The 25,960-nt window shown below is 50.8% G+C and carries 30 protein-coding genes; 17 read left to right on the top strand and 13 right to left on the bottom strand.

What is annotated here, in order from left to right; genetic code table 11:
* Window positions 1-53 precede the first annotated feature (53 nt).
* Window positions 54-275 carry a YceK/YidQ family lipoprotein gene (locus LVQ79_RS14990; RefSeq protein WP_370639859.1) on the top strand — a complete coding sequence of 74 codons (222 nt, stop codon included), beginning with the start codon at window positions 54-56 and terminating at the stop codon, window positions 273-275.
* 3 nt (window positions 276-278) lie between these two features.
* On the opposite strand, the gene LVQ79_RS14985 is transcribed toward LVQ79_RS14990, so the two are convergent.
* The 3 genes from LVQ79_RS14985 to LVQ79_RS14975 all read right to left on the bottom strand — a co-directional run bounded on the left by LVQ79_RS14985 (window position 279) and on the right by LVQ79_RS14975 (window position 3,081).
* Window positions 279-653: a MysB family protein gene (locus tag LVQ79_RS14985; protein WP_120066517.1), complete on the bottom strand. Its 375-nt coding sequence runs from the start codon at window positions 651-653 to the stop codon at window positions 279-281.
* A gap of 129 nt (window positions 654-782) precedes the next feature.
* Window positions 783-2,006 carry a multidrug efflux MFS transporter MdtG gene (gene mdtG / locus LVQ79_RS14980; RefSeq protein WP_232865555.1) on the bottom strand — a complete coding sequence of 408 codons (1,224 nt, stop codon included), beginning with the start codon at window positions 2,004-2,006 and terminating at the stop codon, window positions 783-785.
* 154 nt (window positions 2,007-2,160) lie between these two features.
* Complete coding sequence (locus LVQ79_RS14975) at window positions 2,161-3,081, bottom strand: Kdo(2)-lipid IV(A) acyltransferase (RefSeq protein WP_232865554.1); 921 nt, start codon at window positions 3,079-3,081, stop codon at window positions 2,161-2,163.
* Between the two features lie 232 nt (window positions 3,082-3,313).
* Here LVQ79_RS14975 and trhO point away from each other — a divergent pair, with 232 nt between their 5' ends.
* Entirely contained in the window at window positions 3,314-4,363 is a 1,050-nt protein-coding gene (gene trhO / locus LVQ79_RS14970) for an oxygen-dependent tRNA uridine(34) hydroxylase TrhO (protein ID WP_232865553.1), read from the top strand.
* 67 nt (window positions 4,364-4,430) lie between these two features.
* On the opposite strand, the gene solA is transcribed toward trhO, so the two are convergent.
* The 7 genes from solA to mdtH all read right to left on the bottom strand — a co-directional run bounded on the left by solA (window position 4,431) and on the right by mdtH (window position 10,453).
* Window positions 4,431-5,549, bottom strand: coding sequence for an N-methyl-L-tryptophan oxidase (gene solA, locus LVQ79_RS14965; RefSeq protein ID WP_232865552.1), 1,119 nt, complete (start codon window positions 5,547-5,549; stop codon window positions 4,431-4,433).
* A 135-nt stretch (window positions 5,550-5,684) separates the two neighbouring features.
* Window positions 5,685-5,939 (bottom strand): biofilm formation regulator BssS, encoded by a 255-nt coding sequence (bssS, locus tag LVQ79_RS14960; protein ID WP_034456211.1) that lies wholly within the window; start codon window positions 5,937-5,939, stop codon window positions 5,685-5,687.
* 352 nt (window positions 5,940-6,291) lie between these two features.
* Complete coding sequence (dinI, locus tag LVQ79_RS14955) at window positions 6,292-6,537, bottom strand: DNA damage-inducible protein I (protein ID WP_064517858.1); 246 nt, start codon at window positions 6,535-6,537, stop codon at window positions 6,292-6,294.
* Between the two features lie 73 nt (window positions 6,538-6,610).
* Complete coding sequence (gene pyrC / locus LVQ79_RS14950) at window positions 6,611-7,657, bottom strand: dihydroorotase (RefSeq protein WP_232865551.1); 1,047 nt, start codon at window positions 7,655-7,657, stop codon at window positions 6,611-6,613.
* A gap of 133 nt (window positions 7,658-7,790) precedes the next feature.
* Window positions 7,791-8,351 (bottom strand): lipoprotein, encoded by a 561-nt coding sequence (locus tag LVQ79_RS14945; protein ID WP_232865550.1) that lies wholly within the window; start codon window positions 8,349-8,351, stop codon window positions 7,791-7,793.
* Between the two features lie 170 nt (window positions 8,352-8,521).
* Window positions 8,522-9,169: a glutaredoxin 2 gene (gene grxB, locus LVQ79_RS14940; protein ID WP_232865549.1), complete on the bottom strand. Its 648-nt coding sequence runs from the start codon at window positions 9,167-9,169 to the stop codon at window positions 8,522-8,524.
* A gap of 75 nt (window positions 9,170-9,244) precedes the next feature.
* Complete coding sequence (gene mdtH, locus LVQ79_RS14935; protein ID WP_232865548.1) at window positions 9,245-10,453, bottom strand: multidrug efflux MFS transporter MdtH; 1,209 nt, start codon at window positions 10,451-10,453, stop codon at window positions 9,245-9,247.
* A 241-nt stretch (window positions 10,454-10,694) separates the two neighbouring features.
* Between mdtH and rimJ the strand changes: the two genes are divergently transcribed.
* From rimJ to LVQ79_RS14910, 5 genes are all read left to right on the top strand, one after another.
* Window positions 10,695-11,279, top strand: coding sequence for a ribosomal protein S5-alanine N-acetyltransferase (gene rimJ, locus LVQ79_RS14930; protein WP_034456200.1), 585 nt, complete (start codon window positions 10,695-10,697; stop codon window positions 11,277-11,279).
* A 9-nt stretch (window positions 11,280-11,288) separates the two neighbouring features.
* Window positions 11,289-11,939 carry a YceH family protein gene (locus LVQ79_RS14925; protein WP_232865547.1) on the top strand — a complete coding sequence of 217 codons (651 nt, stop codon included), beginning with the start codon at window positions 11,289-11,291 and terminating at the stop codon, window positions 11,937-11,939.
* A 3-nt stretch (window positions 11,940-11,942) separates the two neighbouring features.
* Window positions 11,943-12,866 (top strand): Gfo/Idh/MocA family protein, encoded by a 924-nt coding sequence (locus LVQ79_RS14920; protein ID WP_232865546.1) that lies wholly within the window; start codon window positions 11,943-11,945, stop codon window positions 12,864-12,866.
* A gap of 117 nt (window positions 12,867-12,983) precedes the next feature.
* Complete coding sequence (gene murJ / locus LVQ79_RS14915) at window positions 12,984-14,519, top strand: murein biosynthesis integral membrane protein MurJ (RefSeq protein WP_232865545.1); 1,536 nt, start codon at window positions 12,984-12,986, stop codon at window positions 14,517-14,519.
* A gap of 112 nt (window positions 14,520-14,631) precedes the next feature.
* A complete protein-coding gene (locus tag LVQ79_RS14910; RefSeq protein WP_232865583.1) occupies window positions 14,632-15,117 on the top strand; it encodes a cold shock domain-containing protein in 486 nt (161 codons plus the stop codon).
* Window positions 15,118-15,164: 47 nt separating this feature from the next.
* On the opposite strand, the gene flgN is transcribed toward LVQ79_RS14910, so the two are convergent.
* The 3 genes from flgN to flgA form a co-directional block, all read right to left on the bottom strand.
* Window positions 15,165-15,587 (bottom strand): flagella biosynthesis chaperone FlgN, encoded by a 423-nt coding sequence (gene flgN / locus LVQ79_RS14905; RefSeq protein ID WP_232865544.1) that lies wholly within the window; start codon window positions 15,585-15,587, stop codon window positions 15,165-15,167.
* Between the two features lie 100 nt (window positions 15,588-15,687).
* Entirely contained in the window at window positions 15,688-16,008 is a 321-nt protein-coding gene (gene flgM / locus LVQ79_RS14900) for a flagellar biosynthesis anti-sigma factor FlgM (RefSeq protein ID WP_232865543.1), read from the bottom strand.
* A gap of 119 nt (window positions 16,009-16,127) precedes the next feature.
* A complete protein-coding gene (gene flgA / locus LVQ79_RS14895) occupies window positions 16,128-16,787 on the bottom strand; it encodes a flagellar basal body P-ring formation chaperone FlgA (protein WP_134183460.1) in 660 nt (219 codons plus the stop codon).
* 152 nt (window positions 16,788-16,939) lie between these two features.
* Here flgA and flgB point away from each other — a divergent pair, with 152 nt between their 5' ends.
* The 10 genes from flgB to flgK all read left to right on the top strand — a co-directional run bounded on the left by flgB (window position 16,940) and on the right by flgK (window position 25,957).
* The gene (gene flgB / locus LVQ79_RS14890) at window positions 16,940-17,356 is read left to right on the top strand and encodes a flagellar basal body rod protein FlgB (RefSeq protein ID WP_064517881.1); all 417 of its coding nucleotides are present in this window, start codon (window positions 16,940-16,942) and stop codon (window positions 17,354-17,356) included.
* A 3-nt stretch (window positions 17,357-17,359) separates the two neighbouring features.
* Window positions 17,360-17,764 carry a flagellar basal body rod protein FlgC gene (gene flgC, locus LVQ79_RS14885; RefSeq protein ID WP_151992603.1) on the top strand — a complete coding sequence of 135 codons (405 nt, stop codon included), beginning with the start codon at window positions 17,360-17,362 and terminating at the stop codon, window positions 17,762-17,764.
* Window positions 17,765-17,775: 11 nt separating this feature from the next.
* The gene (flgD, locus tag LVQ79_RS14880; protein WP_064517883.1) at window positions 17,776-18,453 is read left to right on the top strand and encodes a flagellar hook assembly protein FlgD; all 678 of its coding nucleotides are present in this window, start codon (window positions 17,776-17,778) and stop codon (window positions 18,451-18,453) included.
* A 27-nt stretch (window positions 18,454-18,480) separates the two neighbouring features.
* Entirely contained in the window at window positions 18,481-19,689 is a 1,209-nt protein-coding gene (flgE, locus tag LVQ79_RS14875; RefSeq protein ID WP_232865542.1) for a flagellar hook protein FlgE, read from the top strand.
* A gap of 19 nt (window positions 19,690-19,708) precedes the next feature.
* Entirely contained in the window at window positions 19,709-20,464 is a 756-nt protein-coding gene (locus LVQ79_RS14870; protein WP_151992601.1) for a flagellar basal body rod protein FlgF, read from the top strand.
* Window positions 20,465-20,495: 31 nt separating this feature from the next.
* Window positions 20,496-21,278, top strand: coding sequence for a flagellar basal-body rod protein FlgG (flgG, locus tag LVQ79_RS14865; protein ID WP_064517889.1), 783 nt, complete (start codon window positions 20,496-20,498; stop codon window positions 21,276-21,278).
* A 64-nt stretch (window positions 21,279-21,342) separates the two neighbouring features.
* On the top strand, window positions 21,343-22,038 hold the full coding sequence (gene flgH / locus LVQ79_RS14860) for a flagellar basal body L-ring protein FlgH (RefSeq protein WP_151992923.1): 696 nt from the start codon (window positions 21,343-21,345) through the stop codon (window positions 22,036-22,038).
* A gap of 12 nt (window positions 22,039-22,050) precedes the next feature.
* Window positions 22,051-23,145 (top strand): flagellar basal body P-ring protein FlgI, encoded by a 1,095-nt coding sequence (locus LVQ79_RS14855; RefSeq protein ID WP_151992600.1) that lies wholly within the window; start codon window positions 22,051-22,053, stop codon window positions 23,143-23,145.
* A complete protein-coding gene (flgJ, locus tag LVQ79_RS14850) occupies window positions 23,145-24,086 on the top strand; it encodes a flagellar assembly peptidoglycan hydrolase FlgJ (RefSeq protein WP_064517893.1) in 942 nt (313 codons plus the stop codon). Before LVQ79_RS14855 ends, flgJ begins: the two co-directional genes overlap by 1 nt.
* A gap of 197 nt (window positions 24,087-24,283) precedes the next feature.
* Window positions 24,284-25,957, top strand: a complete 1,674-nt coding sequence (gene flgK, locus LVQ79_RS14845; protein ID WP_232865541.1) for a flagellar hook-associated protein FlgK — start codon at window positions 24,284-24,286, stop codon at window positions 25,955-25,957.
* Window positions 25,958-25,960 lie beyond the last annotated feature (3 nt).

The raw sequence follows: 25,960 nt of genomic DNA, 5'->3' as shown, positions 1-25,960 counted from the left end.
TCACAATGCCGGCCTTCGGGCCGGTATTTTTTTGGAGTAAAAGCATGTTAAGAATGATGGTTGTGATAACGGTTGCGTGCTTGCTCAGCGGCTGTGGCAGCATTATCAGCCGTGCAGTACCGGGGCAGGGACATGGTAATCAGTATTACCCCGGCGTGCAGTGGGACGTGCGTGATAGTGCATGGCGCTATATCACGGTATTAGACTTACCGTTTTCGCTGGTCTTCGACACCCTGTTGCTGCCGATTGATGCCAGCCACGGCCCGTACGAATAAGCGTTACCGCTCATCCCATTCATCAGCCGCAGTTTGCCCTTCCTCGGTATCTAACGGCGGCTCAAGTTGAAATTCACCTTCGTCCCATTCATGCAGCGTGTTTTCTTCAATCCATTCCTGACGTAACTCGATTTCATCAAAGTCACCATCAAACACGCTTTGTGCCGCTTCACCGCTCAGCATCGGGAAACATTCGCCATCTTCACTATCATCGGCAAAGAATTCAGCCTGCCACATGATGTCGCCATCCTGAAGAATGTACTTCTGAATGTTCAGTTGCTGAACACTGGCACTCTCTTCATCAAGTTCAGGGTTGTCTACAAGGAAAAGCTCGCGTGCGGCATCAATGGCCTCTTCCAGCGTCGCGTACAGACTCATACTCATCTCCTTTTGTTACAGGTCAGGGAGCACGCGCTCCGGTGCAATTTCAAGTTAATTGTTGACGCTGTTTGCAAAGTTGCAAGTATGAAATTTAATCCTCGTCGTACTTCGAGTTGTCTCTGCTCCTTAATCGGGAGCCGTCACTCGTTCAGTAGGGCGTCGCAAGCTAATCCAGGAGTAAAGCGCGTTGAAAAGCACCACGCAAGCGGTGACTAAAAATACCGTGCGGAAGCCGTAGTTGGCCGAAACGGCGGCCCCGACCAGCGGGCCGGTGACGTTACCAATATCGCGGAAAGACTGGTTGTAGCTAAAGATACGCCCGGCAATCTGGTTGCTGGAGTTGTAGATAAGCAGCGTTTGTACGGCGGGTAACAGCGCGCCGTCGGCGGCACCGAGCAGAAAACGTAACACGCCAAGCTGCCATGGCGTTTGCACCATCGACATGGGGATAAGTAGCAGAACCGAAATCACCAGCGCGCAGATTAAAATTCTCTCCGGCCCGATTCTGTCACCCAGCTTCCCGAGGCGCGGTGCGCTTATCAACGCGGCCACACCGGGAACGGAAGCAATCATGCCGCTAATAAACGCCAGGTTACTGACATTCCCTGCCAGCTCGCGCACATAAAGCGTCAGAATTGGTGCAATCGAACCGGTCGCCACCTGGATAATCATGGTGGTGACAAACAGACTCAGCACTAGTTTTGGGTTTTTAAGCGACATGAGAACCTGACGCGCGTGCAGCATATCTTTCTTGTTAACCGGCGTGAATTGCTCGCGGATGCAGAAAAGAGTGAAAACGAAGCAGGTAAATAACACGGCGGCGGTGATGAAAAACACCGGGCGCAGGCCGTAAGTATCCGCCAAAAAACCGCCAATCATTGGGCCGAGCAGCGCACCGCTCACGCCTCCGGTCGATAACGTGCCGAGCGCCCAGCCGCTTTTATGGCGCGGAACCTGAGTCGCAATCAGCGCGTTGGCATTGGGGACAAATCCACCCAGCAAACCGAGCAGGGCGCGCAGCGCTAAAAATTGCCAGATATTGCTCGCAAAGCCCATCAACACCATCACGATAGACATGCCAAGCGCTGAACGCAGCAGCATGATTTTGCGGCCTTTACGGTCGGCAAGCCCGCCCCAGAAAGGCGATGCTATCGCGGAGAAAAGGAACGTAATACTGAAAACGATGCCCGACCACATATTCAATGCGCTGTGGCCCGTCACGCCAAGACTTTCGACGTACAAGGGCAGGAAAGGCATGACCAGGCTGAATGCGACGCCGGTCAGAAAACACCCAAGCCAGGCGACGGTGAGATTTCTTTTCCAGTTGATGTTGCTCTCGGGGAGAGTCATAACGCTCCAGTTTAGTGCAGAGAAGATATGCGGGGGAATTATTACCTTGCTAATTATGCGCCTGATGAATGGAGAGTGGCAATGTTTATGAAATGCAGTTTTAGAACGATTAAAGGCGACTTTACGTCGCCCTATGACTTAATCGAATAGCGAATCAGTAACGCGACGGCACACCCTCTGGACGTGTCTTAAAACGGCGATGCAGCCACATGTATTGCTCAGGCGCCATCATGATGCATTCTTCGATGATTTTGTTCATCCACAGCGCTGTGCCTTCCGGGGTTTCTAATGGTGGTGAAAACTCTGCAGGTAGAATAATCAACTCATAGCCTTTTCCGTCAGGTTTGCGGCGTGGCACCATCGGGACAATCGCCGCACCTGACATGCGTGCCAGCGTATAGGTACCGGTGGTTGTAGCCGCCTGATCAACGCCAAAAAATGGTACAAAGACGCTGCCGCGCGGGCCGTAGTCATGGTCAGGCGCGTACCAGATGATCTCGCCCTGTTTGAGCGCGCGGATCATCCCTTTGAGATCTTTACGATCGATCATGCTTTTGTTGGAGCGCATTCGACCCCAGGTTTGCAGCCAGTCTAACAGGGGATTGTCATTCGGACGGTAAACGCCAATGCCGGGTGTGTTCATGCCGAACATGCGTGCACCTAATTCAAGCGTCAGGAAGTGAATACCAATCAGGAGTACGCCGCGTTTGGCTTCTTGTACCGCATGAATCTGGTCGACGCCGCTAACGTCGCACCAGCGCCGGATACGCCATGTTGGCCAGAACCAGGCGATGCCGGTTTCCATCAGCCCCATCCCCACGGACTCGAAATTTTTCTTCAGATAATATTCACGCTTTTCGGGCGTGACGTGTGGGAAAGCGAGTTCAATATTCCGGCGGGTAATTCTGACGCGGCGTTTCATAAACCGCATAGCTAAATGGCCGAGGCCGCAGCCAATTCGATAAATCACGGGGTAGGGGAGCAGGGTAATGAGATACAGCAGGCCAATACCAAACCAGATTCCCCAATAGCGGGGGTGAAGCAAAGCGCGCGAGAATTGCGGTAAGTTCGTCATGTAAAACCTATTGTGACGGCAAATGCCGGATCTTCTTGAGTCGGTCTATTGTGACATTAATCATGGAACATCCAAAATTAACGGCAGCAGAGTGTTTGATATTTCAGCAATTGTTGAATTAAATGCGAAGTAATAATTGAAATGTAGCGCAAAATACGTGGATGTAAATTAACGATAATTGCTTTATGATGCTGCCCAGTTTTTTCTTATCAACGATAGCCGAGCGAACACCATGCCAGTGTTACACAACCGCATATCGAATGATGAATTGCGCGTGCGTATGTTGGCTGAAACCGAGCCACGCACCACAATCTCATTCTATAAATATTTCCATATTGAAGAACCTCAAACCACGCGCGATGCGCTTTATCTGGCGTTTACCGCGCTGAATGTTTTTGGTCGCGTGTATCTCGCCCATGAAGGGATCAACGCGCAAATTAGCGTTCCTCAAAGCCGTGTCGATGCCTTCCGCGAAACACTCTACGGTTTCCATGCCGCGCTCAATGGCGTGCGTCTGAATATCGCGCTTGAAGACGACGGAAAGTCGTTCTGGGTGCTGCGCATGAAAGTGCGTGACCGTATTGTTGCCGATGGGATTGATGACCCGTCGTTTGATGCCAGCAATGTCGGTGCTTATCTGAAAGCCGCAGACGTTAACGCGATGCTCGACGATCCGGATGCCGTGTTTATCGACATGCGGAACCATTACGAATATGAAGTGGGCCATTTCCAGGACGCTATGGAAATCCCCGCAGACACGTTTCGTGAGCAGTTGCCGAAAGCGGTAGATATGTTGCAGGACGACAAAGACAAAAAAATCGTCATGTATTGCACCGGTGGGATCCGCTGTGAAAAGGCCAGCGCCTGGATGATGCATAACGGATTCAAGAACGTCTACCACATCGAAGGCGGGATTATTGAATACGCCCGTCGTGCTCGTGAGCAAGGGATCCCGGTGCGCTTTGTCGGCAAAAACTTTGTCTTTGACGAGCGTATGGGCGAGCGCATTTCGGATGATGTGATTGCGCATTGCCACCAGTGTGGCGCTTCCTGCGACAGCCACACCAACTGCAAAAATGACGGCTGCCATTTGCTGTTTATTCAGTGCCCAAGCTGCGCTGAGAAATATGCCGGATGCTGTAGCGACATTTGCCGCGAAGAACTGGCACTCTCACCTGAAGAACAGCGCCGCCGCCGCGCTGGCCGTGAAAACGGCAATAAGATTTTCAATAAATCGCGTGGCGTGTTGAACACCACGTTGGGCATTCCTGACCCAGAGTGAAAAAATGGATGTCGCTTGCGCTTAAGTAGGTCGGATAAGCGTAAGCGTCATCCGACATCACTCAATACTAGCTAAATCGTGAAAGCGAAAACGGCGTCAGATCGAAACTCGACTCTTTGCCCAGTGCAAACTGACAGGCAATTTCCCCAAGCACCGAAGCGAATTTAAAACCATGCCCGCTCAGGCCGGTGATCACCATCGTGTTGTCATGACCGGGCAGGGTATCAATAATAAAATCTTCATCCGGTGACATATCGTAAGTGCAGGCCGCGCCATGCATACAAACCCCCACACCTGGCATTATCTGGCGCAAGAAGCTGAACACTTCGCTGCCGTCGGTGGCGATAGCGCCAAACGGTTTACGCTGTTGCGGCTCGCTTATCATCTGCCCGCCATCATGCTTGCCCAGTTTCAGCTCGTTATCTTCACCAGCCGGGAACCCGTAGTACTGGCTCCCGTCAGGCAATTGAGCGGTAAACGCTGGGAAGTTATTTTTTTCGCTATAGCGCCCGTCGGCCTGATGCCAGCTAAAGATTTTGCGCCATGGCGTTACGGGCAGTTCGGGTAATAATTTAGAGACCCAGGTTCCTGCGCTCACCAAAAGTTTATCGGCGGTAAATTCGCCTTCTGGGGTATCGACTACCACACCGTCTGAGGTATGGCGAATGTCCGTCACCGGGCAATTAAACAGCTGCGCGCAACCACCCTGGTTTGCCAGACGGATATAAGTTTCCACCGCCAACTCGCTGCGCAGCACACCAGAATCTGGCTCAAACAAGCCAAGATAGTTTTCAGGAACGGTAATTTGCGGCCAGCGTGTCATCACTTGTTCAGCCGTCAGCGTTTCAAGCGGTAGTGACCAGGTTTGCGCACTGCTTTGCACCGTTGATATAAATGCTGAATCCTCAGGGCCGAGGTTAATCACACCAGTGCGATGAAAGACTTTCTCACCGCTGATTTCCTGCAACGCATCCCATAAAGTCTGAGCGCGTAACACCAGCGGGACATATTTTTCCCCTTCGCCATAAGCGTGGCGCATCAGGCGAGTATCACCATGATGGCTACCTTGCTGGTGGGGAGGGTGGTTGCTGTCGATCATAAGCACGTTTAAGCCGGAGTGAGTGGCATAGCATCCGGCGGCTGCGCCAACGGAACCACTACCGACGATGATAAGGTCATAATGCATGATGCTTTTCTCTTCTCTCTGGCAAAAAGTATATAGCAGGTTAATTAATTCTCGACCGACTGGCAATTGAGCGAAACCTGAATAATAAAAAAGGCACCTCTACGGTGCCTTGCGTTATTTGAGCAGCATCGACAATCAATGCTTACGATAATCGTTTACCTGGTAATCACTAGATTCAATCTTAGCAATCCCGGCTTCTAAAATAGAAATAAATTGCCGGGCAACATCCGTGGTCAGCCATAAAGTTTGACCGATTTCAGTTTCGTCGTGCTTTTGCGTATTCGAGGTCAGGTAGTGCAGGCGAAGCATCAGCGCATCGTAGCTATCAACGGTGCTGATGTCCCATCCGATAAGGGGATGGGTCTGGATAACATCACTATTTTTTTCCATCATAACCCCTTTTATACGTGTGTTTGAGACAACGGTTCGTGAGGTTTAATGCTTGTTTAATGTGAAGCCAGTTAAGTATATCAATGATTAAGCTAATTCGACGGAGAAATAAATACCCTGCAACACTTTTTTTACAATAAAGCGCTTAATTGCACAATAAACCGGCATGATATTCTTTATTGAATCAGATGATTCTGGGTAACGTATAAGAAGGGAAATTATTTAAATGAGTAAATTTCATACAATTAAAAAAACCGGATGGCGACACCCGGTATAAAGATAACAACGAGGGAATTTTTACCTGAAATGAACGGCGAATTGATCTAAAGCCAGCCCATTCCCATTATGTTTTTTAATCCGCAGCAAACCAGTCGTCAGCGCTTTCCCAGGTCTCTTGCAATATTTCGCTAATGCGATCGCGGTCTTCTTTGGTAGCCCCTAAAACCGACAGGTTATTTGCAGCGGCATAACGTACCTGAACGTGGTTAACGTTTTCAGGATAGTGTTGAGTAATACGGCGTGAAAGTTCATTGGCAAGCGCATCAATAGCGCCTGGTGGCAGAGATGTAGTTTTGGCAATAGTGACTTCAATACGCATAACAGCCCCCTATATAATATACTGGATATTTATACAGTCATATTGCCAGTGATGCAACAGGGGGCGATAAAAATTATGCTTTAACTGACCAGGCTACTTTCTCACCGGCCAGGAATGGCACGATGCTGTCATCGGATGTTTCGATGGTTTCTGGCATTTCAACCGGCGTGCGAACCAGTTCGATAGTCTCTTCGTTAACAGGTAAACCGTAGAAACGCGGGCCATTGAGGGATGTGAACGCTTCGAAGTGCTGCATTGCATTCATCTCTTCAAATACCGTCGCGTAAGCACCCAAAGCCGAAGGGGCGTTAAAGCAGCCAGCACAACCACAACTTGCTTCTTTACGATGACGTGCGTGTGGTGCGGAGTCAGTCCCCAGGAACACACGGTCGCATCCGCTTGCTACCAGCGCGCGTAACGCTTCCTGATGCACGCTGCGTTTTAAAATAGGCAGGCAATACAGATGAGGGCGAACGCCGCCAACCAGCATGTGGTTGCGGTTAAACATCAGGTGTTGCGGGGTAATAGTTGCACCTAACAGGGAATTGCCTTCCTTCACATACTGTGCGGCGTCTTTGGTGGTGATATGTTCAAATACCACTTTTAGTTCCGGCAGTTGCTTACGCAGCGGTTCCATCACAGTTTCGATAAAGCGTGCTTCACGGTCAAAAATATCAATGTCAGCGTGAGTTACTTCACCGTGAATCAGCAGCGGCATACCGATTTTCTGCATGCGCTCAAGTACTGGCAAAATCGCAGCAGTGCTGGTGACACCATGGCTTGAGTTAGTTGTCGCATTTGCCGGGTACAGTTTTGCCGCAGTAAACACACCTTCGTTAAACCCACGTTCAACTTCGTTCGGGTCCAGAGAGTCAGTCAGGTAGCAGGTCATTAAAGGCTCAAAACTATGCCCTTGCGGTACGGCGTCGAGAATACGCTGGCGATAAGCGATGGCAGCTTCAACCGTTGTCACTGGCGGCGCCAGGTTTGGCATCACAATCGCGCGACCATAAATTTCGCTGGTATAAGGCACAACCGTTTTTAGCATATCACCATCACGAAGGTGAACATGCCAGTCGTCTGGGCGGCGAATTTTTAATACCTGAGGTAATACGGTCATGAAAGTGCTCCGGCGTAGGAAGGAAATAACGATGATTTATGCCGGGCACAAAGGATAAGCGCAAACGTTTAGCTTTGCACCATTTTCGTTGAGATTTTCTTGGGGAGGATGTGCCTCCCCTGTGTTTGAGGGCTTACTCGGTGAACGGGATAATGATTTCGCCTGGCTTGACCTCAATCCCTTTGGCATATTTCTTCGCCAGTTTTTCGCCTGCACTGTTATCTTCACTCAACACGTAAGCTGGCTGTTGGTTGAAGTAATTGCGTAGCGACTGATTGAGATAGGGAATCAGTGTCTGGACAATCGTCTGCATTTTCTCAGGCTCGACGGTTGCCTCTACCACTTCCATTTCTTGCAAATAGATAGCACCTTGCTCTTTATTAAAGGTTGGCAGGGCTTTGAGTTTAAGTTTGATATTAGCTTTTTGATTGCCGAACAAAGATGTCATATCCAGTTTGGCATCACCAGTCAGGGTGATTTTGTTTGGTTCTTCTCGGCCAATCGCACTGGCTAAATTAGTTAAGACAATGTGGGCATCGGCAACGCCTGGCAGGCCAATGTCTTTAGAGAAATTATTCCGTTTATGCAGCGCCTGGTTGATTTCCTGTTCGCTGACGGTGTATTGCGTTAGCTGGTTACAACCCACCACTAATCCGCTGAGCATCAAGGCTGCGGCTAATACTATTTTTTTCATGGATATCCTTAACATGCTGCATCGGTCACAGATCCTGACATAAAGCATCATGATGTACCAGTGCCGGGCGTGCTACAGGAAAAGGCTTAATTTTTTATTAGACACAATGAGTTTCTTAATCATGAGATAAAGGCGGGTTAACTTACCCGCCTTAGAACCATTAACAATCTTTAAATAGCGTGGGATGACAGCAGGTTAATTTGAGTCTGTTTGGCCATATTATCGCGGTATGCCGCAACACGACTCGGCCACTCAATTCCGGCAACCAGCGTCAGGTTACGCAGCAGCGGGAAGAGGTGGATATCGTCATCGGACAACTCACCGTTGACGGCATTGGGCTGCACGATAAGTTTATCGAGCTTGCGTAAGTCGTCGCTGATTTTTTTGGTCAGACCCGGTGAATGCGTCAGATGGTCGGCAAAAGAACCGATCATTGCCTCTTTTTTCTGTGTGAAGTAAGCACGGGCAGCAGGCGTGGCAAACTCATCAAAAGGCGCTTTCGCAATACGCGGCAATAACAGGTGTTGGACATAGCTATTGACGTGACGCAACCAGTCACTGATGGCCGAATTAGCAGCGCCGGTCAAAAGTGGTTCACCATCAAGTTTGTCGACGTAGTGCACGATATCCATGCTTTCAGGCAGGTAGCGACTGTCATCTTTTTGCAGGATTGGCGCCATTTTCTTGCCAATCATTTTCGTCGGGGTTACTTCATCGTCGTTTAGCAAGACGACCAGCTCAACGGGGATATTCTTTAAGCCAAAAATCATGCGTGCTTTAAGGCAGAAAGGGCAGTGATCGTAAATATAAAGCTTCACGTTACTCCTCCATATCAATCGTCAGGAAAAATCCGTCAATTTTTGAGTATGGAGGAGAATACCAGGGGCTGCAAACTAGCTGCCGGGCTCAAGCATAGAGGGGTCTATCGGTTTCGGGCTAAATTGCCACCATAATGCGATAAGCGTGATGAAACCTATAATCCCTAACATCAGCCACGGAAGTTCCGGCTGGTTGATGCTTTTCCCGGCATCAAATAACCAACCGCCACCGGCGTAACCAAATGCGCCGCCAATCGCCAGACCCAGTCGGCTAAAGCCCATGTAACTGCCGCGAGCGCGGGAATCGGCAAGTGATGCGCCCAGCGTTTCACGGGCAGGTTCCGCAATGATTGAACCAACATAAAACACGCAAATTAGAGTGAACAGTTGTTGGAGGTTGTTAGCCAATCCCATCGGTAACATGGCGAGGGACATCAGGAATAAACCCGCCATCAGGCGCTGCTCGAGACGGAAGCGTTTTTCGCTCCAGCGCGCAATCGGGTAGAGCAGCGTTAAGGATAGTGCCGCTTCAATGGCATACATCCACTTCACGGCGGCAGGCGTACCGGCAATTTCGTTCACCATAATCGGCAGCATTAACATCACCTGCACCGCCAGCATGTAATATCCGGCCAGCGTTAACACATAAGTGATGAAACGTTTGTCACGCAGCACGCGCCCCATGCCTTCAAGCATTGGCGTGCGAATGGTAGAGAGTTTATAAGCTGGAAGCAGCCAGGCGTTGACCATCGCACAAATCACAAACATCACCGCGCCCGCACCGCACACCAGACGAAAATCGTATTGCAGCAGCCAACTGCCGAGCAGCGCCCCAATGACTGCTCCAGCGCTGTCTTGCATCATTAATATCGAGAAGAAACGGCCGCGTTGATGTGGACGCACCAGTTTGACGACAAGGGCTGCGCGCGGTGGGTCGAATAGTGTGCCGCCGATAGCGGAAATAAAACACGACAGCCACAAAACCCAGGGTTCATGAGCTATACCCATCAGCGCAAAACCAACGGCGCGCAGCAGCATTCCGGTGACAATCATCGGTTTGGCACCTAGCCGGTCGGCGATGGCACCACCGAAAATACCTAGCCCTTGTTGAGTAAGCTGACGCAGGCCCAGCGCAATGCCGACCATTAACGCCGCCCAACCCATTTGGTCGACAAAGCGAATGGAAATAAGAGGGAAAACCACGAAGAAGCCTAATACAACTAACATGTTATCGAGCAATAAGAAGTATTTACCCAGGCTCCTGGCCTGCGCTACCCGTGACATCTCCCCTCCAGGGAACTTAAAAGTGTGACAAACCTCTATTCTCCACTGCTCTCAGGTTTTTTGACAGGGCGTACGGCGACAATATTTTTTTATCAATCCGGCGCTTTGATTTAACTCGTTAATCGAAAAAAGTATGACCGGATGAGAAATCTGCATGTTGTTGTTTTCCTTCCATCGCAAGGGGCAGGTATAGTAATTACGTTGGCTCAAAAATACGTGGGATGTGAGGAGTAGGGTGAACATGTTTGGCTACCGCAGTAACGTGCCGAAAGTACGCTTAACAACGGACCGCATGGTGGTGCGTCTGGTGTACGAGCGAGATGCCTGGCGTCTGGCAGATTATTACGCCGAAAACCGTCAGTTCCTGAAACCCTGGGAACCCATTCGTGATGACAGCCATTGCTATCCTTCCGGCTGGCAAGCGCGGCTTGGCATGATTAGCGAAATGCATAAAACCGGTAGCGCTTATTACTTTGCGCTGCTCGATCCAGAAGAGAAAGAGATCCTTGGCGTTGCCAACTTCTCCAACGTAGTACGGGGCTCATTTCATGCCTGCTATCTCGGCTACTCACTTGGTGAGAAATGGCAAGGGCAGGGAATGATGTTTGAAGCACTGACCACGGCTATTCGCTATATGCAGCGTAGCCAGCATATCCATCGCATCATGGCGAACTACATGCCGCATAACCAGCGCAGTGGCGATCTGCTCGCTCGCCTTGGTTTTGAAAAAGAAGGCTATGCCAAAGAGTATTTACTGATTGATGGCGTGTGGCGGGATCATGTTTTGACCGCGCTAACCACCAAAGAATGGACCCCTGGCCGTTAAGGACAAGAAATGAAATATCAGTTAACTGCGGTTGAAGCGCGAGTGGTGGGTAGCTTGATGGAAAAGCAGGTGACCACTCCCGAACAGTATCCGATGTCGGTCAACGGTGTGGTGACGGCATGTAACCAGAAGACCAACCGCGAGCCGGTGATGGATCTGAAAGAGCATGATGTTCAGGAAACGTTGGATACTCTGGTCAAACGCCATTTTTTGCGCACCGTCAGCGGGTTTGGCAATCGCGTAACGAAATATGAGCAACGTTTCTGTAATTCAGAGTTTGGTGACCTTAAACTTTCTGCGGCAGAAGTTGCGGTGGTCACTGCCTTACTGCTACGTGGCGCCCAAACGCCAGGAGAATTGCGCACCCGCTCCGGAAGAATGTTTGAATTCAGCGATATGGCGCAGGTAGAAGCGACCCTTGAACATCTCGCGAATCGCGAAGACGGCCCTTTTGTGGTGCGTTTACCGCGCGAACCAGGCAAACGCGAAAGCCGCTATATGCATCTTTTCAGCGGAGAGGTTGATGCGTCCCAGGTAACAGCGCAAGAAAGATGCGTTACACCTGCTGGTGATTTAACGGCGCGTGTCGAACAGCTCGAAAATGAAGTTGCCGATCTTAAGCAACGCCTGGATTCATTGCTCGCTCATCTCGGAGATTAATTGATGACTAAACTTCGAGTAGGCGTTGTCGGTTTAGGTGGCATTGCACAAAAAGCATGGTTACCCGTTCTGGGGGCCTCCAGCGACTGGACGCTTCAGGGGGCATTTTCCCCAACACAGGCGAAAGCGCAGAAAGTCTGTGACACCTGGCGTATCCCCTATATTCCTTCTATTGCTGAACTTGCGGCACAGTGTGATGCCGTGTTCGTTCACAGTGCGACCAGCAGCCATTACGCGGTAGTGAGCGAGTTATTGCAGGCAGGTGTCCATGTTTGTGTGGATAAGCCGCTTGCTGAAAACCTTGCCGATGCTGAACGCTTAGTGGAAATGGCACAGCGTCAAAAGCGTACGCTAATGGTTGGTTTTAACCGCCGTTTTTCACCGTTGTACCAAGATCTCAAAGCGACACTGGCGAATGGTTCATCAGTACGCATGGATAAACATCGAGCAGACAGCGTTGGGCCCAACGATCTGCGTTTTACCTTGCTTGATGATTATCTGCATGTGGTTGATACCGCACTGTGGCTGTCTGGCGGTGAAGCACAATTGCAAAGTGGAACCCTGTTGACCAACGACCAGGGGCAGATGCTTTTTGCTGAGCATCACTTTGCCCGGGGCAACCTACAAATCACCACCAGTATGCATCGTCGGGCGGGTAGCCAACGTGAGTGGGTTCAGGCGGTCACAGAGGGTGGTTTGTACGATGTTACAGATATGCGTGAATGGCGTGAAGAGTGCGGCAATGGCGTGGTGAATCGTCCAATTCCGGGCTGGCAAACCACACTCGAACAACGCGGTTTCGCTGGATGTGCGCGTCATTTCCTTGATTGTGTGGCAAATCAGACAGTTCCTGAAACCTCAGGTGAGCAGGCATTGATGGCCCAGCGCGTGGTCGAGAAACTGTGGCGCGATGCCATGAGCGAATAATGCGGTAACATCTGATAGTAGTAATTCGGCTGGGTATCGGTAGACTAAGCGCCTGATCGAAATGCCCTTAACAACGCCTGCCTTGCAGGCGTTGATGTTTGTGGAACCATATAATAAATGAATCTATTAAAATCGCTGGCAGCAGTCAGCTCGATGACGATGTTTTCTCGCGTGCTCGGATTTGCACGTGACGCCATTGTGGCAAGGGTTTTTGGGGCAGGGATGGCGACGGATGCCTTTTTTGTGGCATTCAAATTACCGAACCTTTTGCGCCGTATTTTCGCCGAAGGTGCATTTTCGCAGGCGTTCGTCCCGATTCTTGCTGAATACAAAAGTAAGCAAGGTGAAGACGCAACACGCGTGTTTGTCTCTTATGTTTCCGGACTGCTGACGCTGGCACTGGCGGTTGTTACTGTTATCGGGATGATTGCAGCACCGTGGGTTATTCTGGTCACAGCACCTGGCTTTGCGGATACTGCCGATAAATTCGCGCTCACCTCCAGCCTGCTACGAATTACTTTCCCGTATATTTTCCTGATCTCTCTGGCATCATTATGTGGGGCGATACTGAATACCTGGAACCGCTTCTCGGTCCCCGCGTTCGCGCCAACCTTCTTAAACCTCAGCATGATTGGCTTTGCACTCTTTGCCTCACCGCACTTTAACCCGCCGATTCTGGCGTTGGCGTGGGCGGTTACCGTTGGTGGTGTTTTGCAACTGGCGTATCAGTTACCGCATCTGAAAAAGATTGGCATGCTGGTTTTACCGCGTGTGAACTTGAAAGATGCAGGTGCAATGCGGGTGATTAAGCAGATGGGACCTGCGATTCTTGGCGTCTCCGTCAGCCAAATCTCATTAATCATCAACACCATTTTCGCCTCATTCCTCGCATCCGGCTCTGTGTCCTGGATGTACTACGCTGACCGTCTGATGGAATTCCCATCTGGTGTGCTTGGTGTGGCACTGGGTACCATTTTGCTGCCTTCACTGGCGAAAAGTTTTGCCAGCGGTAATCACGATGAATATTCACGCCTGATGGACTGGGGTTTACGTCTGTGTTTCCTGCTGGCGCTGCCAAGTGCGGTTGCATTGGGGATTCTGGCTAAGCCGCTCACCGTTTCACTGTTCCAGTACGGCAAGTTCACCGCTTTTGATGCCTCTATGACGCAACGTGCGCTGGTGGCTTATTCTGTCGGCTTGATGGGGTTGATCGTAGTGAAGGTGTTGGCGCCTGGTTTCTATTCGCGCCAGGACATCAAAACCCCGGTTAAAATCGCTATCGTGACGCTGATTTTGACCCAGGTAATGAATCTTGCGTTTATTGGCCCGCTCAAGCATGCAGGGTTGTCGTTGTCGATTGGTTTGGGGGCTTGCCTGAATGCCAGCCTGCTATACTGGCAACTGCGTAAACAGGATATTTTCCAACCTCAGCCGGGCTGGAGCGCATTCCTCTGGCGTCTGTTTGCTGGTGTCATTGTGATGGCGGCGGTTCTGCTTGGCGTGATGCACATTATGCCTGCCTGGGATCTGGGCACCATGCCGTACCGTTTACTGCGCTTAATGGCCGTTGTCGTGGCTGGTATCGCGGCTTATTTCGCAACGCTTACGGTGCTGGGATTCAGAGTGAAGGATTTTGCCCGACGCACAATGTAACGTGATGGCAATTTATCGTGCCGACACGTGCCAAAGGCATAGTCGGCACGCGCATTCTGCATTAAACTGCGCGCTGCAAAATTTGACTTATTGAACGATTAATTAGGCGGTAATAGCGATGCACGGGACAATCACAACCTGGTTTGAAGATAAAGGTTTCGGTTTTATCAAAGATGAAAACGGTGACAATCGTTATTTTCATGTGATTAAGGTCGCCAACCCTGAACTGATTAAGAAAGACGCATCAGTCACTTTCGAGCCAACGACCAACAATAAAGGCCTGTCGGCGTTTGCTGTGAAGGTTGAACCTGATAGCAAGTACATTTATATCGCAGGCGAGCGCATCAAAATCACGTCGATTAAATCCTTCCTGGTTTACAGCGAAGAAGTGCCTGCCGAAACCAAGATTGATAAAGAGAATGCGGTGCTGTCTGTGGGCGTATTGATGAATAGCATTCGTCCGAAGGCTGACCCGAAACAGGGTGAGATGCGTACCTTGAAAAAGCTGGCAGTGACCACTTTCCAGGGCACAACGTTGATCTTCTCTGAAGATGAAATTGATGTTGAAGCAACAATGAAGATTCTGAAGGGTCTTTAACGCGTTACCAGGGCGGTGCTTTGAAACCGCCCTTATTCTTTCTGGCACTAAATCGTTATTTTCTTCCCGCCGCGACTCACCGTCGTCGCCTGCCCATCAGCCCCATAAAGATTAGGTTCCTGATGCGGTTTGAGTACCGCCAGCGCTTGTTCATTACGCGCTAACTGATCCTCTAATAGCCAACCGTTATGCTGGTTGATATCACGTAAGTGCTGCGTTTTCTGCGTAATCGTCTGCCAACGCTGGCTAATATCCGTGCTGCTGGTGTTTTCGGCTTTCTGTGCGTCACGGCGAAGCTGTTCGAGATAATCCAGCGTCGCAAGTAACGAGCTTTTATCTTCGGTAATGCGCTGCAATGCACTGCCATTCACATGGCCTGCGGATAGTTGTTGCTGCTCGGCGTCCATCACCTCTTTAAGAGAGTTGAGCACCACAGTCATTTGATCCATCACTTCTAACAGACGATTCATGCAATTATTTACTCGATATATACCCGTCATACTTCAAGCTGCTGGTGCGTTGACTGCACCCGTGCGCCCCAGTCACATAGTTATCTATGCTCCTGGGGACTTACGGCCTGGTCGCCTTCCCGCCACTTAAATTATTTTGGGTATCGCTGAGAGCTTCCTGGATTAATGCATCGGCGATTTTGCCGGTATCCATTTTAAGCTCACCGTTGCGGATCGCCGTTTTGAGTGCTTCAACGCGTTCCATATTAATATCACCGCTGCCTGGCTGAATTAACTTAGCCTGCGCGTCACTGAGTGTCACATTGGTGCTGTTTGGCGTGGTACTTTTTTCCAGACGGCTCTTTTGAATCGGAGCTTCTGTTGTTTCACGTGGTTGTACGGTACTTACCGGCTTTAAAGGAGAAGTGCGATCAATGCTCATTATTCTATCCTCATCGAGGTGGCTCGCAGCATTTGAGCCTGCCAATATCTATCATCTGTTAACACACTATCGGCAGTCGCCGCAGAACCTTTATACCCTTCTTAATCACCCGTTGAATATTACAAGTTAATCAGAATATTCCCATCAACGTCGACTGTTCCGCTCACAATCTGACCAGAATCCATTCGTACCCGCGCATTCTGTGCGACAGCGGCATTGTTCAGTGCTTTACCTTCGCTATTCACACTAAAACCTTCACCTGCAGCCACCACCTGGACTCGTTGCCCGGCTTTGACTCGCCATGATTGACGCACCATCGACAGCATAATTGGCTGATTTGGTGCGATGTCGCGCAGAGTTACAGCATCATTTGCCTGGCGGATATCCAACATGGCACGCGGAGGGAGTTGATCCAATCTCCCGCGTTTAAGTTGTACCTGACTTTCATTAATGACACTGCCACGTGGTAGCGCCTGGGCTGCAACGACGTAATTTCCAATAGCCTGCACTTCTGCCTGAATAAATCGTTTGGTATCACCACATCGTGCTAACACGCTCACGGTTCCCCAAAGGCGACCATTACCCGGCATTGAAAAATCGGGAAGCGGGCAGGAGGGTAATTGTGCATCGGGTGTTTTCACTTTTACCGATACTTCATCGCTTATGCCCGCCAGACGTTGCTGAAAAAACTGGTTCAAAGGTGCATCCAGAATACTGGCAAATGCCGGTGGGCATGCCAGTAAAAGCGCAATCGTGCTCCAGGTTTTCAGACCGTTCATAACGTCTCTCCTTGTTCAGGTTGCAGTGATTTTAACCGCACTCGGAATTGATCAAGGCGACAAATAGCGACGCATTTTGTGTCTATTCCAACGATAACGCACGCGTAAGGGGCTTTAAGCTGTCGGACAAATCCTAATTATGCGGAGGGAACATGCTAGACAAACTGGATGCCGCGCTGCGATTTCAGCAAGAAGCGATAAATTTGCGCGCCCAGCGTCAGGAAATTCTGGCAGGGAATATCGCTAATGCCGATACCCCAGGTTATCAGGCTCGCGATATTGATTTTGCCAGTGAAATGAAAAAAGTGATGGACAGAGGACGTGTTGAAGGCAGCGGTGTCTCGCTTGCTCTTACCTCTTCGCGCCATATTCCGGCACAAACTCAAACTGTCCCACAGCTTGATCTCCTCTACCGCATTCCTGACCAACCATCTATGGATGGTAACACCGTCGACATGGACCGCGAACGTACACAATTTGCCGATAACAGCCTGAAATACCAGTCAGACCTGACGGTTCTCGGCGGCCAAATCAAGGGCATGATGTCTGTGCTGCAACAGGGTGGCTAATAGATGGCTTTACTGAATATTTTTGATATTGCCGGTTCAGCGATGGCCGCGCAGTCCAAGCGTATGAACGTGGCGGCGAGTAACCTGGCTAACGCCGACAGCGTCACTGGCCCGGATGGTCAACCGTACCGTGCCAGGCAAGTTATTTTCCAGGTGGATGCAGCACCGGGTGCTGAAACCGGTGGTGTGAAAGTGACGGGTGTTGAAGAGAGCCAGGCTCCGGACAAGCTGGTCTTTCAGCCGGGTAACCCGCTCGCTGACGCTAAAGGTTACGTGCGGATGCCAAACGTTGATGTGGTAGGTGAGATGGTCAACAGCATGTCTGCCTCCCGTAGCTACCAGGCAAATGTGGAAGTACTCAACACGGTGAAAAGCATGATGTTGAAAACCCTGACTCTTGGTCAGTAAAGGAGTGACTGATGGGCATAGCCGTTAATATGAACGACACCACGACCAGTGGTGTTAATACTTTATCGGGAAATAGCAGCATTACCGGGAACAATGCTGCCGATCTTCAAAGTAGTTTCCTGACCCTGCTGGTTGCGCAGCTCAAAAACCAGGACCCGACCAACCCTCTGCAAAATAACGAACTGACTACGCAGCTTGCGCAAATCAGTACCGTGAGCGGTATTGAAAAACTCAACACCACGCTCGGTTCAGTGTCAGGCCAGTTAAACAATAACCAGTCAGTTCAGGCAAGCGCCCTGATTGGTCATGGCGTGATGATCCCTGGTTCTAAAATTCTGGCAGGCAAAGAGGCGACCACGCCGTTTGGTGTGGAGCTGCAACAAGCCGCCGATAAAGTTACCGCAACGATCACCGATAACACCGGCAAAGTGGTACGCACGCTCGATATTGGTGGTCTAAGCGCAGGCGTTCATACCTTTACCTGGGATGGGACGATGACGGACGGTTCGACGGCGCCAGACGGTGCTTATAACGTCGCTATCAATGCCACCAATGGTGGGACACAGCTGGTTGCTCAGCCGCTCAATTTTGCGATGGTCAACGGTGTGACACTCAGTAATGGCAAGACCTTGCTCGACCTCGGTACTTACGGCACCTCCACTCTCGACGACATCAGGCAGATTATTTAAGCCTATAACCCTTTGCAGGAGTAAGACATGGCCTTTTCTCAAGCGGTCAGCGGCCTGAATGCCGCCGCCACCAACCTGGACGTAATTGGTAACAACATTGCCAACTCCGCCACCTATGGCTTTAAGTCCGGCAGCGTATCTTTCGCTGACATGTTTGCAGGTTCTAAAGTGGGTCTGGGCGTTAAAGTCGCAGGCATCACGCAGGACTTTGGCGACGGTACTACGACCAACACCGGGCGTGGCCTGGATGTGGCGATTAGCCAGAATGGTTTCTTCCGTATGGTGGACACTAACGGTTCGGTCTATTACAGCCGCAACGGTCAGTTCAAACTGGATCAAAACCGCAACCTGGTGAACATGCAGGGTATGCAACTGACGGGTTATCCGGCAACCGGCACACCGCCAACGATTCAGGAAGGGGCAAACCCGGTAGGGCTTTCAATTCCGAATACTTTGATGGCGGCGAAAATCACTACCACGGCCTCAATGCAGATTAACCTGAACTCTACTGATAAGGTGCCCGCCAACGCGAAGTTTGATCCAGCAGATTCAGAGAGTTACAACAAAAAAGGCTCAATCACTGTCTATGACAGCCAGGGTAACTCCCATGATATGAACGTCTTCTTTGTGAAGTCTTCTACGGCAAATACCTGGGATGTTTATACCCAGGACAGCAGCGTTGCGGGGAGCCCGATTCAAAAAGGGACATCTCTGGAGTTCAGTAGTAGTGGTGTCTTAACCAAAGGTACCGCTAGCGATTTTAAGACTGAGGCTATTAATGGTGCAACGCCTGCGACATTCAATCTCAGCTTCCTCAACTCCATGCAGCAAAACACCGGCTCCAACAACATCGTTGCCGCGAACCAGAATGGCTACAAGCCAGGCGATTTGGTGAGCTATCAGATCAATGAAGATGGAACCGTAGTCGGTAACTACTCCAACGAACAAAACCAATTGCTCGGGCAGATTGTGTTGTCCAACTTTGCCAACCCGGAAGGCTTGTCCTCTGAGGGTAACAACGTCTGGGCGGCGACCAATGCTTCAGGTGTTGCGCTGTTGGGTACGGCAGGTTCAGGTAACTTCGGTACGCTGACTAACGGTGCGCTGGAAGCCTCAAACGTCGATCTGAGTAAAGAACTGGTCAATATGATTGTCGCACAGCGCAATTACCAATCTAACGCGCAGACCATCAAAACCCAGGACCAGATTCTTAACACCCTGGTTAACCTGCGCTAAGCACTGACGGGAAAGCTTAATGGATCACGCAATTTATACCGCCATGGGCGCGGCCAGTCAGACGCTGAATCAACAAGCGGTGACGGCCAGCAACCTGGCGAATGCTTCAACTCCCGGCTTTCGTGCACAGCTAACGGCTTTGCGCGCAGTTCCGGTGGAAGGGCTTTCTTTGCCAACGCGTACGCTGGTGACCGCGTCAACGCCTGGCGCTGATATGTCCCAAGGTCAGCTTGATTACACCCAACGCCCGCTGGATGTTGCCCTGCAACAAGATGGCTGGCTGGCGGTACAAAGTGCTGATGGTACAGAAGCTTATACCCGTAACGGCAATATGCAGGTGAGTCCTGCCGGGCAACTGACCATCGGCGGGCAACCGGTGATGGGGGAAGGTGGCCCGATTGCTGTTCCTCAAGGCGCACAGCTAACTATCGCGGCTGATGGCACCATTTCTGCACTTAACGCGGGTGACCAGCCTAATACGGTAGCACCGATTGGCCGCCTGAAACTGGTGAAAGCTACCGGTACAGAAGTTGTACGTGGCGATGATGGATTTTTCCGTTTGAGCCCGGCTGCCCAAGCCACGCGCGGTGCGACTTTACAAGCCGATGCCAGCATCTCTTTGATGCCTGGCGTACTGGAAGGCAGTAACGTTAAACCGGTTGAAGCCATGGCGGACATGATTTCCAACGCCCGTCGTTTTGAAATGCAGATGAAGATTATTTCGAGCGTGGATGAAAACGAGCAACGGGCCAACCAACTGCTGTCGATGACGTGATAATCAGCCGCGAAACTAACAGGAATTCAAAATGATCAGTTCTTTATGGATCGCCAAAACCGGTCTTGATGCCCAGCAAACCAACATGGATGTGATTGCCAACAACCTGGCAAACGTCTCCACCAATGGTTTTAAGCGTCAGCGTGCTGTGTTTGAAGATCTTCTTTACCAGACTATTCGCCAGCCTGGTGCGCAATCTTCTGAGCAAACCACGTTGCCGTCAGGTTTGCAGATTGGTACGGGTGTGCGTCCGGTCGCCACTGAGCGTCTGCATAGCCAGGGTAACCTTTCTCAGACTAACAACAGTAAAGATGTGGCTATCAAAGGTCAGGGTTTCTTCCAGGTACAACTGCCGGATGGAACCAGTGCCTACACGCGCGATGGTTCATTCCAGGTTGATCAAAACGGCCAACTGGTGACGGCGGGTGGTTTCCAGGTTCAGCCAGCAATCACCATTCCTGCTAACGCCCTGACGATTACCGTTGGACGTGACGGCATCGTGAGTGTGACTCAGCAGGGTCAGGCGCAACCCGTGCAGGTAGGCCAGCTTAACTTGACCACCTTTATGAACGACACGGGTCTGGAAAGCCTGGGTGAAAACCTCTATGCCGAAACCCAGTCCTCCGGAACGCCTAATGAAAGTACTCCGGGGCTTAACGGCGCGGGGCTTTTGTACCAGGGGTATGTTGAAACCTCTAACGTGAACGTGGCAGAAGAGCTGGTGAATATGATCCAGGTTCAGCGCGCTTACGAAATCAACAGTAAAGCCGTTTCTACCACCGATCAGATGCTGCAAAAACTGACGCAACTGTAAGGCGTTTGCCGGTGTGCAGTTTTGCACCGGCTGTCTTTATCTGAATGACCTGAAGATGAAAGCAATGCAAAACCCAATGGTTCTCCGTCCTATCGTGATGTGTCTGGTGCTCGCCTCAACGGGCTGCGCGCTGATACCAACTAAACCGCTGGTGGAAGGGGCGACAACGGCCCAGCCAGTGCCAGGCCCTGCGCCTATCGTCAATGGTTCAATTTTCCAGACGGCGCAACCGGTGAACTATGGGTATCAACCTTTGTTCGAAGACCGCCGTCCAAGGAATGTCGGCGATACCTTGACTATTCAGCTCCAGGAAAATGTCAGTGCCAGCAAAAGCTCGTCGGCTAATGCCAGCCGTGATGGCAAAACAAACTTTGGCTTTGACGTAACGCCTCGTTATCTCGAGGGGCTATTCGGCAACGATCGCGCGTCAGTGGATGCCTCTGGCGGCAACAGTTTCAACGGTAAAGGTGGGGCAAACGCCAGTAATACCTTTAGTGGAACCTTAACCGTGACGGTGGATCAGGTACTGGCAAACGGCAACCTGCACGTCGTGGGTGAAAAACAGATAGCCATTAACCAGGGCACCGAATTTATTCGTTTCTCCGGCGTGGTGAATCCTCGCACTATTAGCGGCTCCAATACCGTGCCGTCTACGCAAGTGGCGGATGCACGCATCGAATATGTCGGTAACGGCTATATCAACGAAGCGCAGAATATGGGTTGGTTGCAACGCTTCTTCCTTAATTTATCGCCGATGTAAGCGAGGAAACTCATGACCAAATATTTATTCGGATTGCTGATTCTGGTGGCAACCTTTGCGCAAGCCGACCGTATCCGCGACCTGACAACGGTTCAGGGCGTGCGTGAAAACTCCCTGATTGGTTACGGTCTGGTGGTTGGGCTCGATGGCACAGGCGACCAAACCACACAAACACCGTTCACTACCCAGACACTTAACAACATGCTTTCGCAGTTGGGGATCACCGTTCCGGCGGGCACCAACATGCAGCTTAAAAACGTCGCAGCGGTAATGGTGACGGCAAAATACCCAGCATTTGCACGATCCGGGCAGAATATTGATGTGGTGGTTTCATCCATGGGTAACGCCAAAAGCCTGCGTGGTGGCACCTTGCTGATGACGCCGATGAAAGGTGTTGATAACCAGGTTTATGCGCTCGCGCAGGGTAACATTCTGGTAGGCGGTGCCGGGGCTTCAGCGGGCGGCAGCAGCGTTCAGGTTAACCAGCTTAACGGCGGTCGTATCACAAACGGTGCGGTTATCGAACGTGAGTTGCCGGGCACTTTTGGCACCGGGAATATGATTAGCCTGCAACTTAACAACGATGATTTCACTCTTGCGCAGCAGATAACTGACACCATCAACCGCTCACGTGGTTTTGGCAGTGCTTCAGCTTTAGATGCGCGCACTATTCAGATTCGTGTACCAAGCGGTAACAGTTCGCAAGTGCGTTTGTTGGCTGATATTCAGAACCTTGAAGTCAACATGCCTGCGCAGGACGCGAAAGTGATTATCAACTCACGTACCGGCTCGGTGGTGATGAACCAGGAAGTGACACTTGACACTTGTGCTGTGGCGCAGGGTAACTTGTCTGTAACGGTTAACCGTTCAGCACAGGTAAGCCAGCCGGATACGCCATTTGGTGGCGGCCAAACAGTTGTGACGCCGCAAACCCAAATCGATCTGCGTCAGAACGGTGGTGCGCTGCAACGGGTTAACGCCAGTGCCAATCTGAATAATGTGGTTCGTGCACTGAATACGCTGGGTGCTTCACCAATGGAATTGATGTCGATTCTGCAATCGATGCAAACCGCGGGATGTCTGCGTGCCAAAGTGGAAATCATCTGATGCTTAACGATACCCAGTCACTGGCGAATGCTGCATGGGATGCTAACTCTCTTAACGAGCTAAAAGCGAAAACCGGGCAAGACCCAAAGGGCAACATGAAATCGGTTGCTCGCCAGGTGGAAGGGATGTTCGTGCAGATGATGCTGAAAAGCATGCGTGAGGCTCTGCCAAAAGATGGCTTGTTTAGCAGCGAGCAGACACGCATGTACACCAGCATCTATGACCAGCAAATTGCGCAGCAGCTAAGCTCCAAAGGGCTTGGTCTGGCCGATATGATGGTGGAGCAAATGGGCGGTAATGCCGACCCATCGGAAGATGCTGGCAAAGTGCCGATGAAGTTTGATCTGCAAACTGTGACCAGTTTCCAGAACCAGGCGTTAACGCAAATGGTGCGCCAGGCCATTCCAAAAGCACCTTCTAACGAAGAACCGCTGACGGGTGACAGCAAAGACTTCCTGGCGCAGCTTTCTTTACCAGCAAGGCTTGCCAGTGAACAGAGCGGTATTCCGCATCACTTGATTCTGGCGCAGGCTGCGCTGGAGTCAGGGTGGGGTCAGCGGCAGATTCTTACTGAGAAAGGTGAGCCGAGTTTTAACTTGTTTGGCGTGAAGGCGTCGGGAAGTTGGAAAGGCCCGACGACGGAAATCACCACTACTGAGTATGAAAATGGTGAAGCGAAAAAGGTGAAAGCGAAATTCCGTGTCTATAGCTCTTACCTCGAAGCACTTTCTGATTACGTCGGTTTGCTGACGCGCAACCCGCGATACGCCGCAGTCACTAACGCCAATACCGCAGAACAGGGTGCACAGGCATTGCAGAATGCCGGTTACGCAACCGACCCGAACTATGCCCGTAAGCTGACGGGCATGATTCAACAGATGAAGGCGATGGGTGAGAAGGTCGCAAAAGCTTATAGCAATGACTTATCCAATTTATTCTGAAGCTCATCATACTTCGAGCCGCAGGTGCGTTGGCTGCACTCACAAACCCCAGTCACTTACTTTATGTAAGTTCCTGGGGATTTGCTCCCTTGCCACCTTCCTGCAACTCGAATTATTTAGAGCTAACACCTCAAGTGTTGCCAGACGCTGCCGATACTTACCAACAGGAATCGTGATTAACGCGCTAAGGAAATTTCATGTCCAGTAGCCTGATTAACAGTGCCATGAGTGGCCTGGGTGCTGCCCAGGCGGCACTGAATACTGTCAGTAACAACATTTCTAACTATAACGTCACAGGCTATACCCGCCAGACTACCGTGTTGTCGCAGTCGCAAAGTACGTTTGGCGCAGGTGGCTGGATTGGTAATGGCGTGCAAGTCAGCGGTGTGCAACGTGAATATGATGCGTTCATCACTAATCAACTGCGTGCGGCACAAACGCAAAGCAGTGGTCTGAATACTCAGTACCAACAGATGTCTAAAATTGACAATATTCTGTCTGGCACTACAAATACCCTCGCAACAACCATGCAGAGCTTCTTTAGCGGCTTGCAGACTCTGGTTAGTAACTCCGAAGACCCGGCGGCACGCCAGGCTCTGCTTGGCAATGCCAACGGTCTGGTAAACCAGTTTAAGGTGACCGATCAGTATCTACGCGACCAGGATAAGCAGGTGAATACCAGCATCCAGAGCAGCGTGGAGCAAATCAACAATTACGCCAGCCAGATTGCCAATCTGAATAACCAGATTTCGCGTCTGACGGGTGTGGGCGCAGGTGCAGCACCGAACGATCTGCTCGATCAGCGCGACCAACTGGTTAGCGAGTTAAACCAGATTGTCGGTGTTGAAGTCAGTGTTCAGGATGGCGGTACTTATAACGTCTCCATCGCGAATGGTTTGTCCCTGGTGCAGGGTGATAAAGCCAATAAACTGGCGGCAGTCCCTTCCAGTGCTGACCCTTCACGCACTACTGTTGCGTATGTTGACCCAGTTTCCGGCACTAAGGAAATCCCGGAAAACCAATTGAGCAGCGGCACGCTGGGCGGCGTGTTGACCTTCCGTTCTCAAGACCTTGATAGCGCTCGCAACCGCCTGGGGCAACTGGCTCTGACATTTGCCGATGCGATAAATCAACAACATGGCAAAGGGGTTGATGCCAATGGTGATGCTGGCGGCAAGTTCTTTTCAATCGGTGGGCCGACAGCCTGGGGGAATGCCAACAATGTCGCTAAAGATACCTCGCTTAAAGTAAGCATGACGAACAGCTCGGAAGTGCAGGCCAGCGACTACAAAGTGGTCTATGACGGCAAGGACTGGCAAGTCACGCGCCTGGCGGATAATAAGCAATTCAAAGCCACGCTCTCCACTGATGGCAAAAGCATGAGCTTTGATGGTCTGAAACTTGATATTAGCGGTACGGCGCCGAGCGAAAATGACAGCTTCATAGTTAAACCTGTTTCTGACGCTGTTGTGAACATGGGCGTGCTGATTACCGACGAAAGTATGCTGGCCCTGGCGGGTGACCCTAATGGTGGCACTGGCAATACCAGCGGTGGTGCAAGCGACAACCGTAATGCCCAGGCAATGCTGGATTTGCAAAGTGGCAAAATCGTTAACGGTAACAAATCGTTTAACGATGCGTATGCGAGCCTTGTAAGCGATGTTGGCAACAAAACCAGCACGCTGAAAGTCACCAGCACCACACAAAACAACGTGGTCACGCAGTTGAGTAACCAACAGCAGTCTATCTCTGGCGTCAATCTCGACGAAGAGTACGGTAACTTGCAGCGTTTCCAACAATATTACCTGGCCAATGCCCAGGTACTACAGACGGCATCAACTCTGTTTGATGCGTTACTGTCCATTCGTTAATTA

The organism is Buttiauxella cochleicola (assembly GCF_021282405.1).
GTDB lineage: Bacteria > Pseudomonadota > Gammaproteobacteria > Enterobacterales > Enterobacteriaceae > Buttiauxella > Buttiauxella massiliensis.
This window is presented reverse-complemented; position numbering and strand designations above follow the sequence as displayed.

What these genes read in the sequence shown, in the direction of transcription:
- flgC (WP_151992603.1), top strand. Translation starts at nt 17,360, where the DNA reads ATGGCTTTACTGAATATTTTTGATATTGCCGGTTCAGCGATGGCCGCG.
- LVQ79_RS14920 (WP_232865546.1), top strand. Translation starts at nt 11,943, where the DNA reads ATGACTAAACTTCGAGTAGGCGTTGTCGGTTTAGGTGGCATTGCACAA.
- solA (WP_232865552.1), bottom strand. Translation starts at nt 5,549, where the DNA reads ATGCATTATGACCTTATCATCGTCGGTAGTGGTTCCGTTGGCGCAGCC.
- LVQ79_RS14945 (WP_232865550.1), bottom strand. Translation starts at nt 8,351, where the DNA reads ATGAAAAAAATAGTATTAGCCGCAGCCTTGATGCTCAGCGGATTAGTG.
- flgA (WP_134183460.1), bottom strand. Translation starts at nt 16,787, where the DNA reads ATGAACGGTCTGAAAACCTGGAGCACGATTGCGCTTTTACTGGCATGC.
- flgB (WP_064517881.1), top strand. Translation starts at nt 16,940, where the DNA reads ATGCTAGACAAACTGGATGCCGCGCTGCGATTTCAGCAAGAAGCGATA.
- murJ (WP_232865545.1), top strand. Translation starts at nt 12,984, where the DNA reads ATGAATCTATTAAAATCGCTGGCAGCAGTCAGCTCGATGACGATGTTT.
- flgH (WP_151992923.1), top strand. Translation starts at nt 21,343, where the DNA reads ATGCAAAACCCAATGGTTCTCCGTCCTATCGTGATGTGTCTGGTGCTC.
- bssS (WP_034456211.1), bottom strand. Translation starts at nt 5,939, where the DNA reads ATGGAAAAAAATAGTGATGTTATCCAGACCCATCCCCTTATCGGATGG.
- flgM (WP_232865543.1), bottom strand. Translation starts at nt 16,008, where the DNA reads ATGAGCATTGATCGCACTTCTCCTTTAAAGCCGGTAAGTACCGTACAA.
- dinI (WP_064517858.1), bottom strand. Translation starts at nt 6,537, where the DNA reads ATGCGTATTGAAGTCACTATTGCCAAAACTACATCTCTGCCACCAGGC.
- trhO (WP_232865553.1), top strand. Translation starts at nt 3,314, where the DNA reads ATGCCAGTGTTACACAACCGCATATCGAATGATGAATTGCGCGTGCGT.
- mdtH (WP_232865548.1), bottom strand. Translation starts at nt 10,453, where the DNA reads ATGTCACGGGTAGCGCAGGCCAGGAGCCTGGGTAAATACTTCTTATTG.
- rimJ (WP_034456200.1), top strand. Translation starts at nt 10,695, where the DNA reads ATGTTTGGCTACCGCAGTAACGTGCCGAAAGTACGCTTAACAACGGAC.
- flgK (WP_232865541.1), top strand. Translation starts at nt 24,284, where the DNA reads ATGTCCAGTAGCCTGATTAACAGTGCCATGAGTGGCCTGGGTGCTGCC.
- flgE (WP_232865542.1), top strand. Translation starts at nt 18,481, where the DNA reads ATGGCCTTTTCTCAAGCGGTCAGCGGCCTGAATGCCGCCGCCACCAAC.
- flgN (WP_232865544.1), bottom strand. Translation starts at nt 15,587, where the DNA reads ATGAATCGTCTGTTAGAAGTGATGGATCAAATGACTGTGGTGCTCAAC.
- mdtG (WP_232865555.1), bottom strand. Translation starts at nt 2,006, where the DNA reads ATGACTCTCCCCGAGAGCAACATCAACTGGAAAAGAAATCTCACCGTC.
- flgJ (WP_064517893.1), top strand. Translation starts at nt 23,145, where the DNA reads ATGCTTAACGATACCCAGTCACTGGCGAATGCTGCATGGGATGCTAAC.
- LVQ79_RS14975 (WP_232865554.1), bottom strand. Translation starts at nt 3,081, where the DNA reads ATGACGAACTTACCGCAATTCTCGCGCGCTTTGCTTCACCCCCGCTAT.
- LVQ79_RS14870 (WP_151992601.1), top strand. Translation starts at nt 19,709, where the DNA reads ATGGATCACGCAATTTATACCGCCATGGGCGCGGCCAGTCAGACGCTG.
- flgD (WP_064517883.1), top strand. Translation starts at nt 17,776, where the DNA reads ATGGGCATAGCCGTTAATATGAACGACACCACGACCAGTGGTGTTAAT.
- LVQ79_RS14990 (WP_370639859.1), top strand. Translation starts at nt 54, where the DNA reads ATGATGGTTGTGATAACGGTTGCGTGCTTGCTCAGCGGCTGTGGCAGC.
- LVQ79_RS14855 (WP_151992600.1), top strand. Translation starts at nt 22,051, where the DNA reads ATGACCAAATATTTATTCGGATTGCTGATTCTGGTGGCAACCTTTGCG.
- flgG (WP_064517889.1), top strand. Translation starts at nt 20,496, where the DNA reads ATGATCAGTTCTTTATGGATCGCCAAAACCGGTCTTGATGCCCAGCAA.
- pyrC (WP_232865551.1), bottom strand. Translation starts at nt 7,657, where the DNA reads ATGACCGTATTACCTCAGGTATTAAAAATTCGCCGCCCAGACGACTGG.
- LVQ79_RS14925 (WP_232865547.1), top strand. Translation starts at nt 11,289, where the DNA reads ATGAAATATCAGTTAACTGCGGTTGAAGCGCGAGTGGTGGGTAGCTTG.
- LVQ79_RS14985 (WP_120066517.1), bottom strand. Translation starts at nt 653, where the DNA reads ATGAGTCTGTACGCGACGCTGGAAGAGGCCATTGATGCCGCACGCGAG.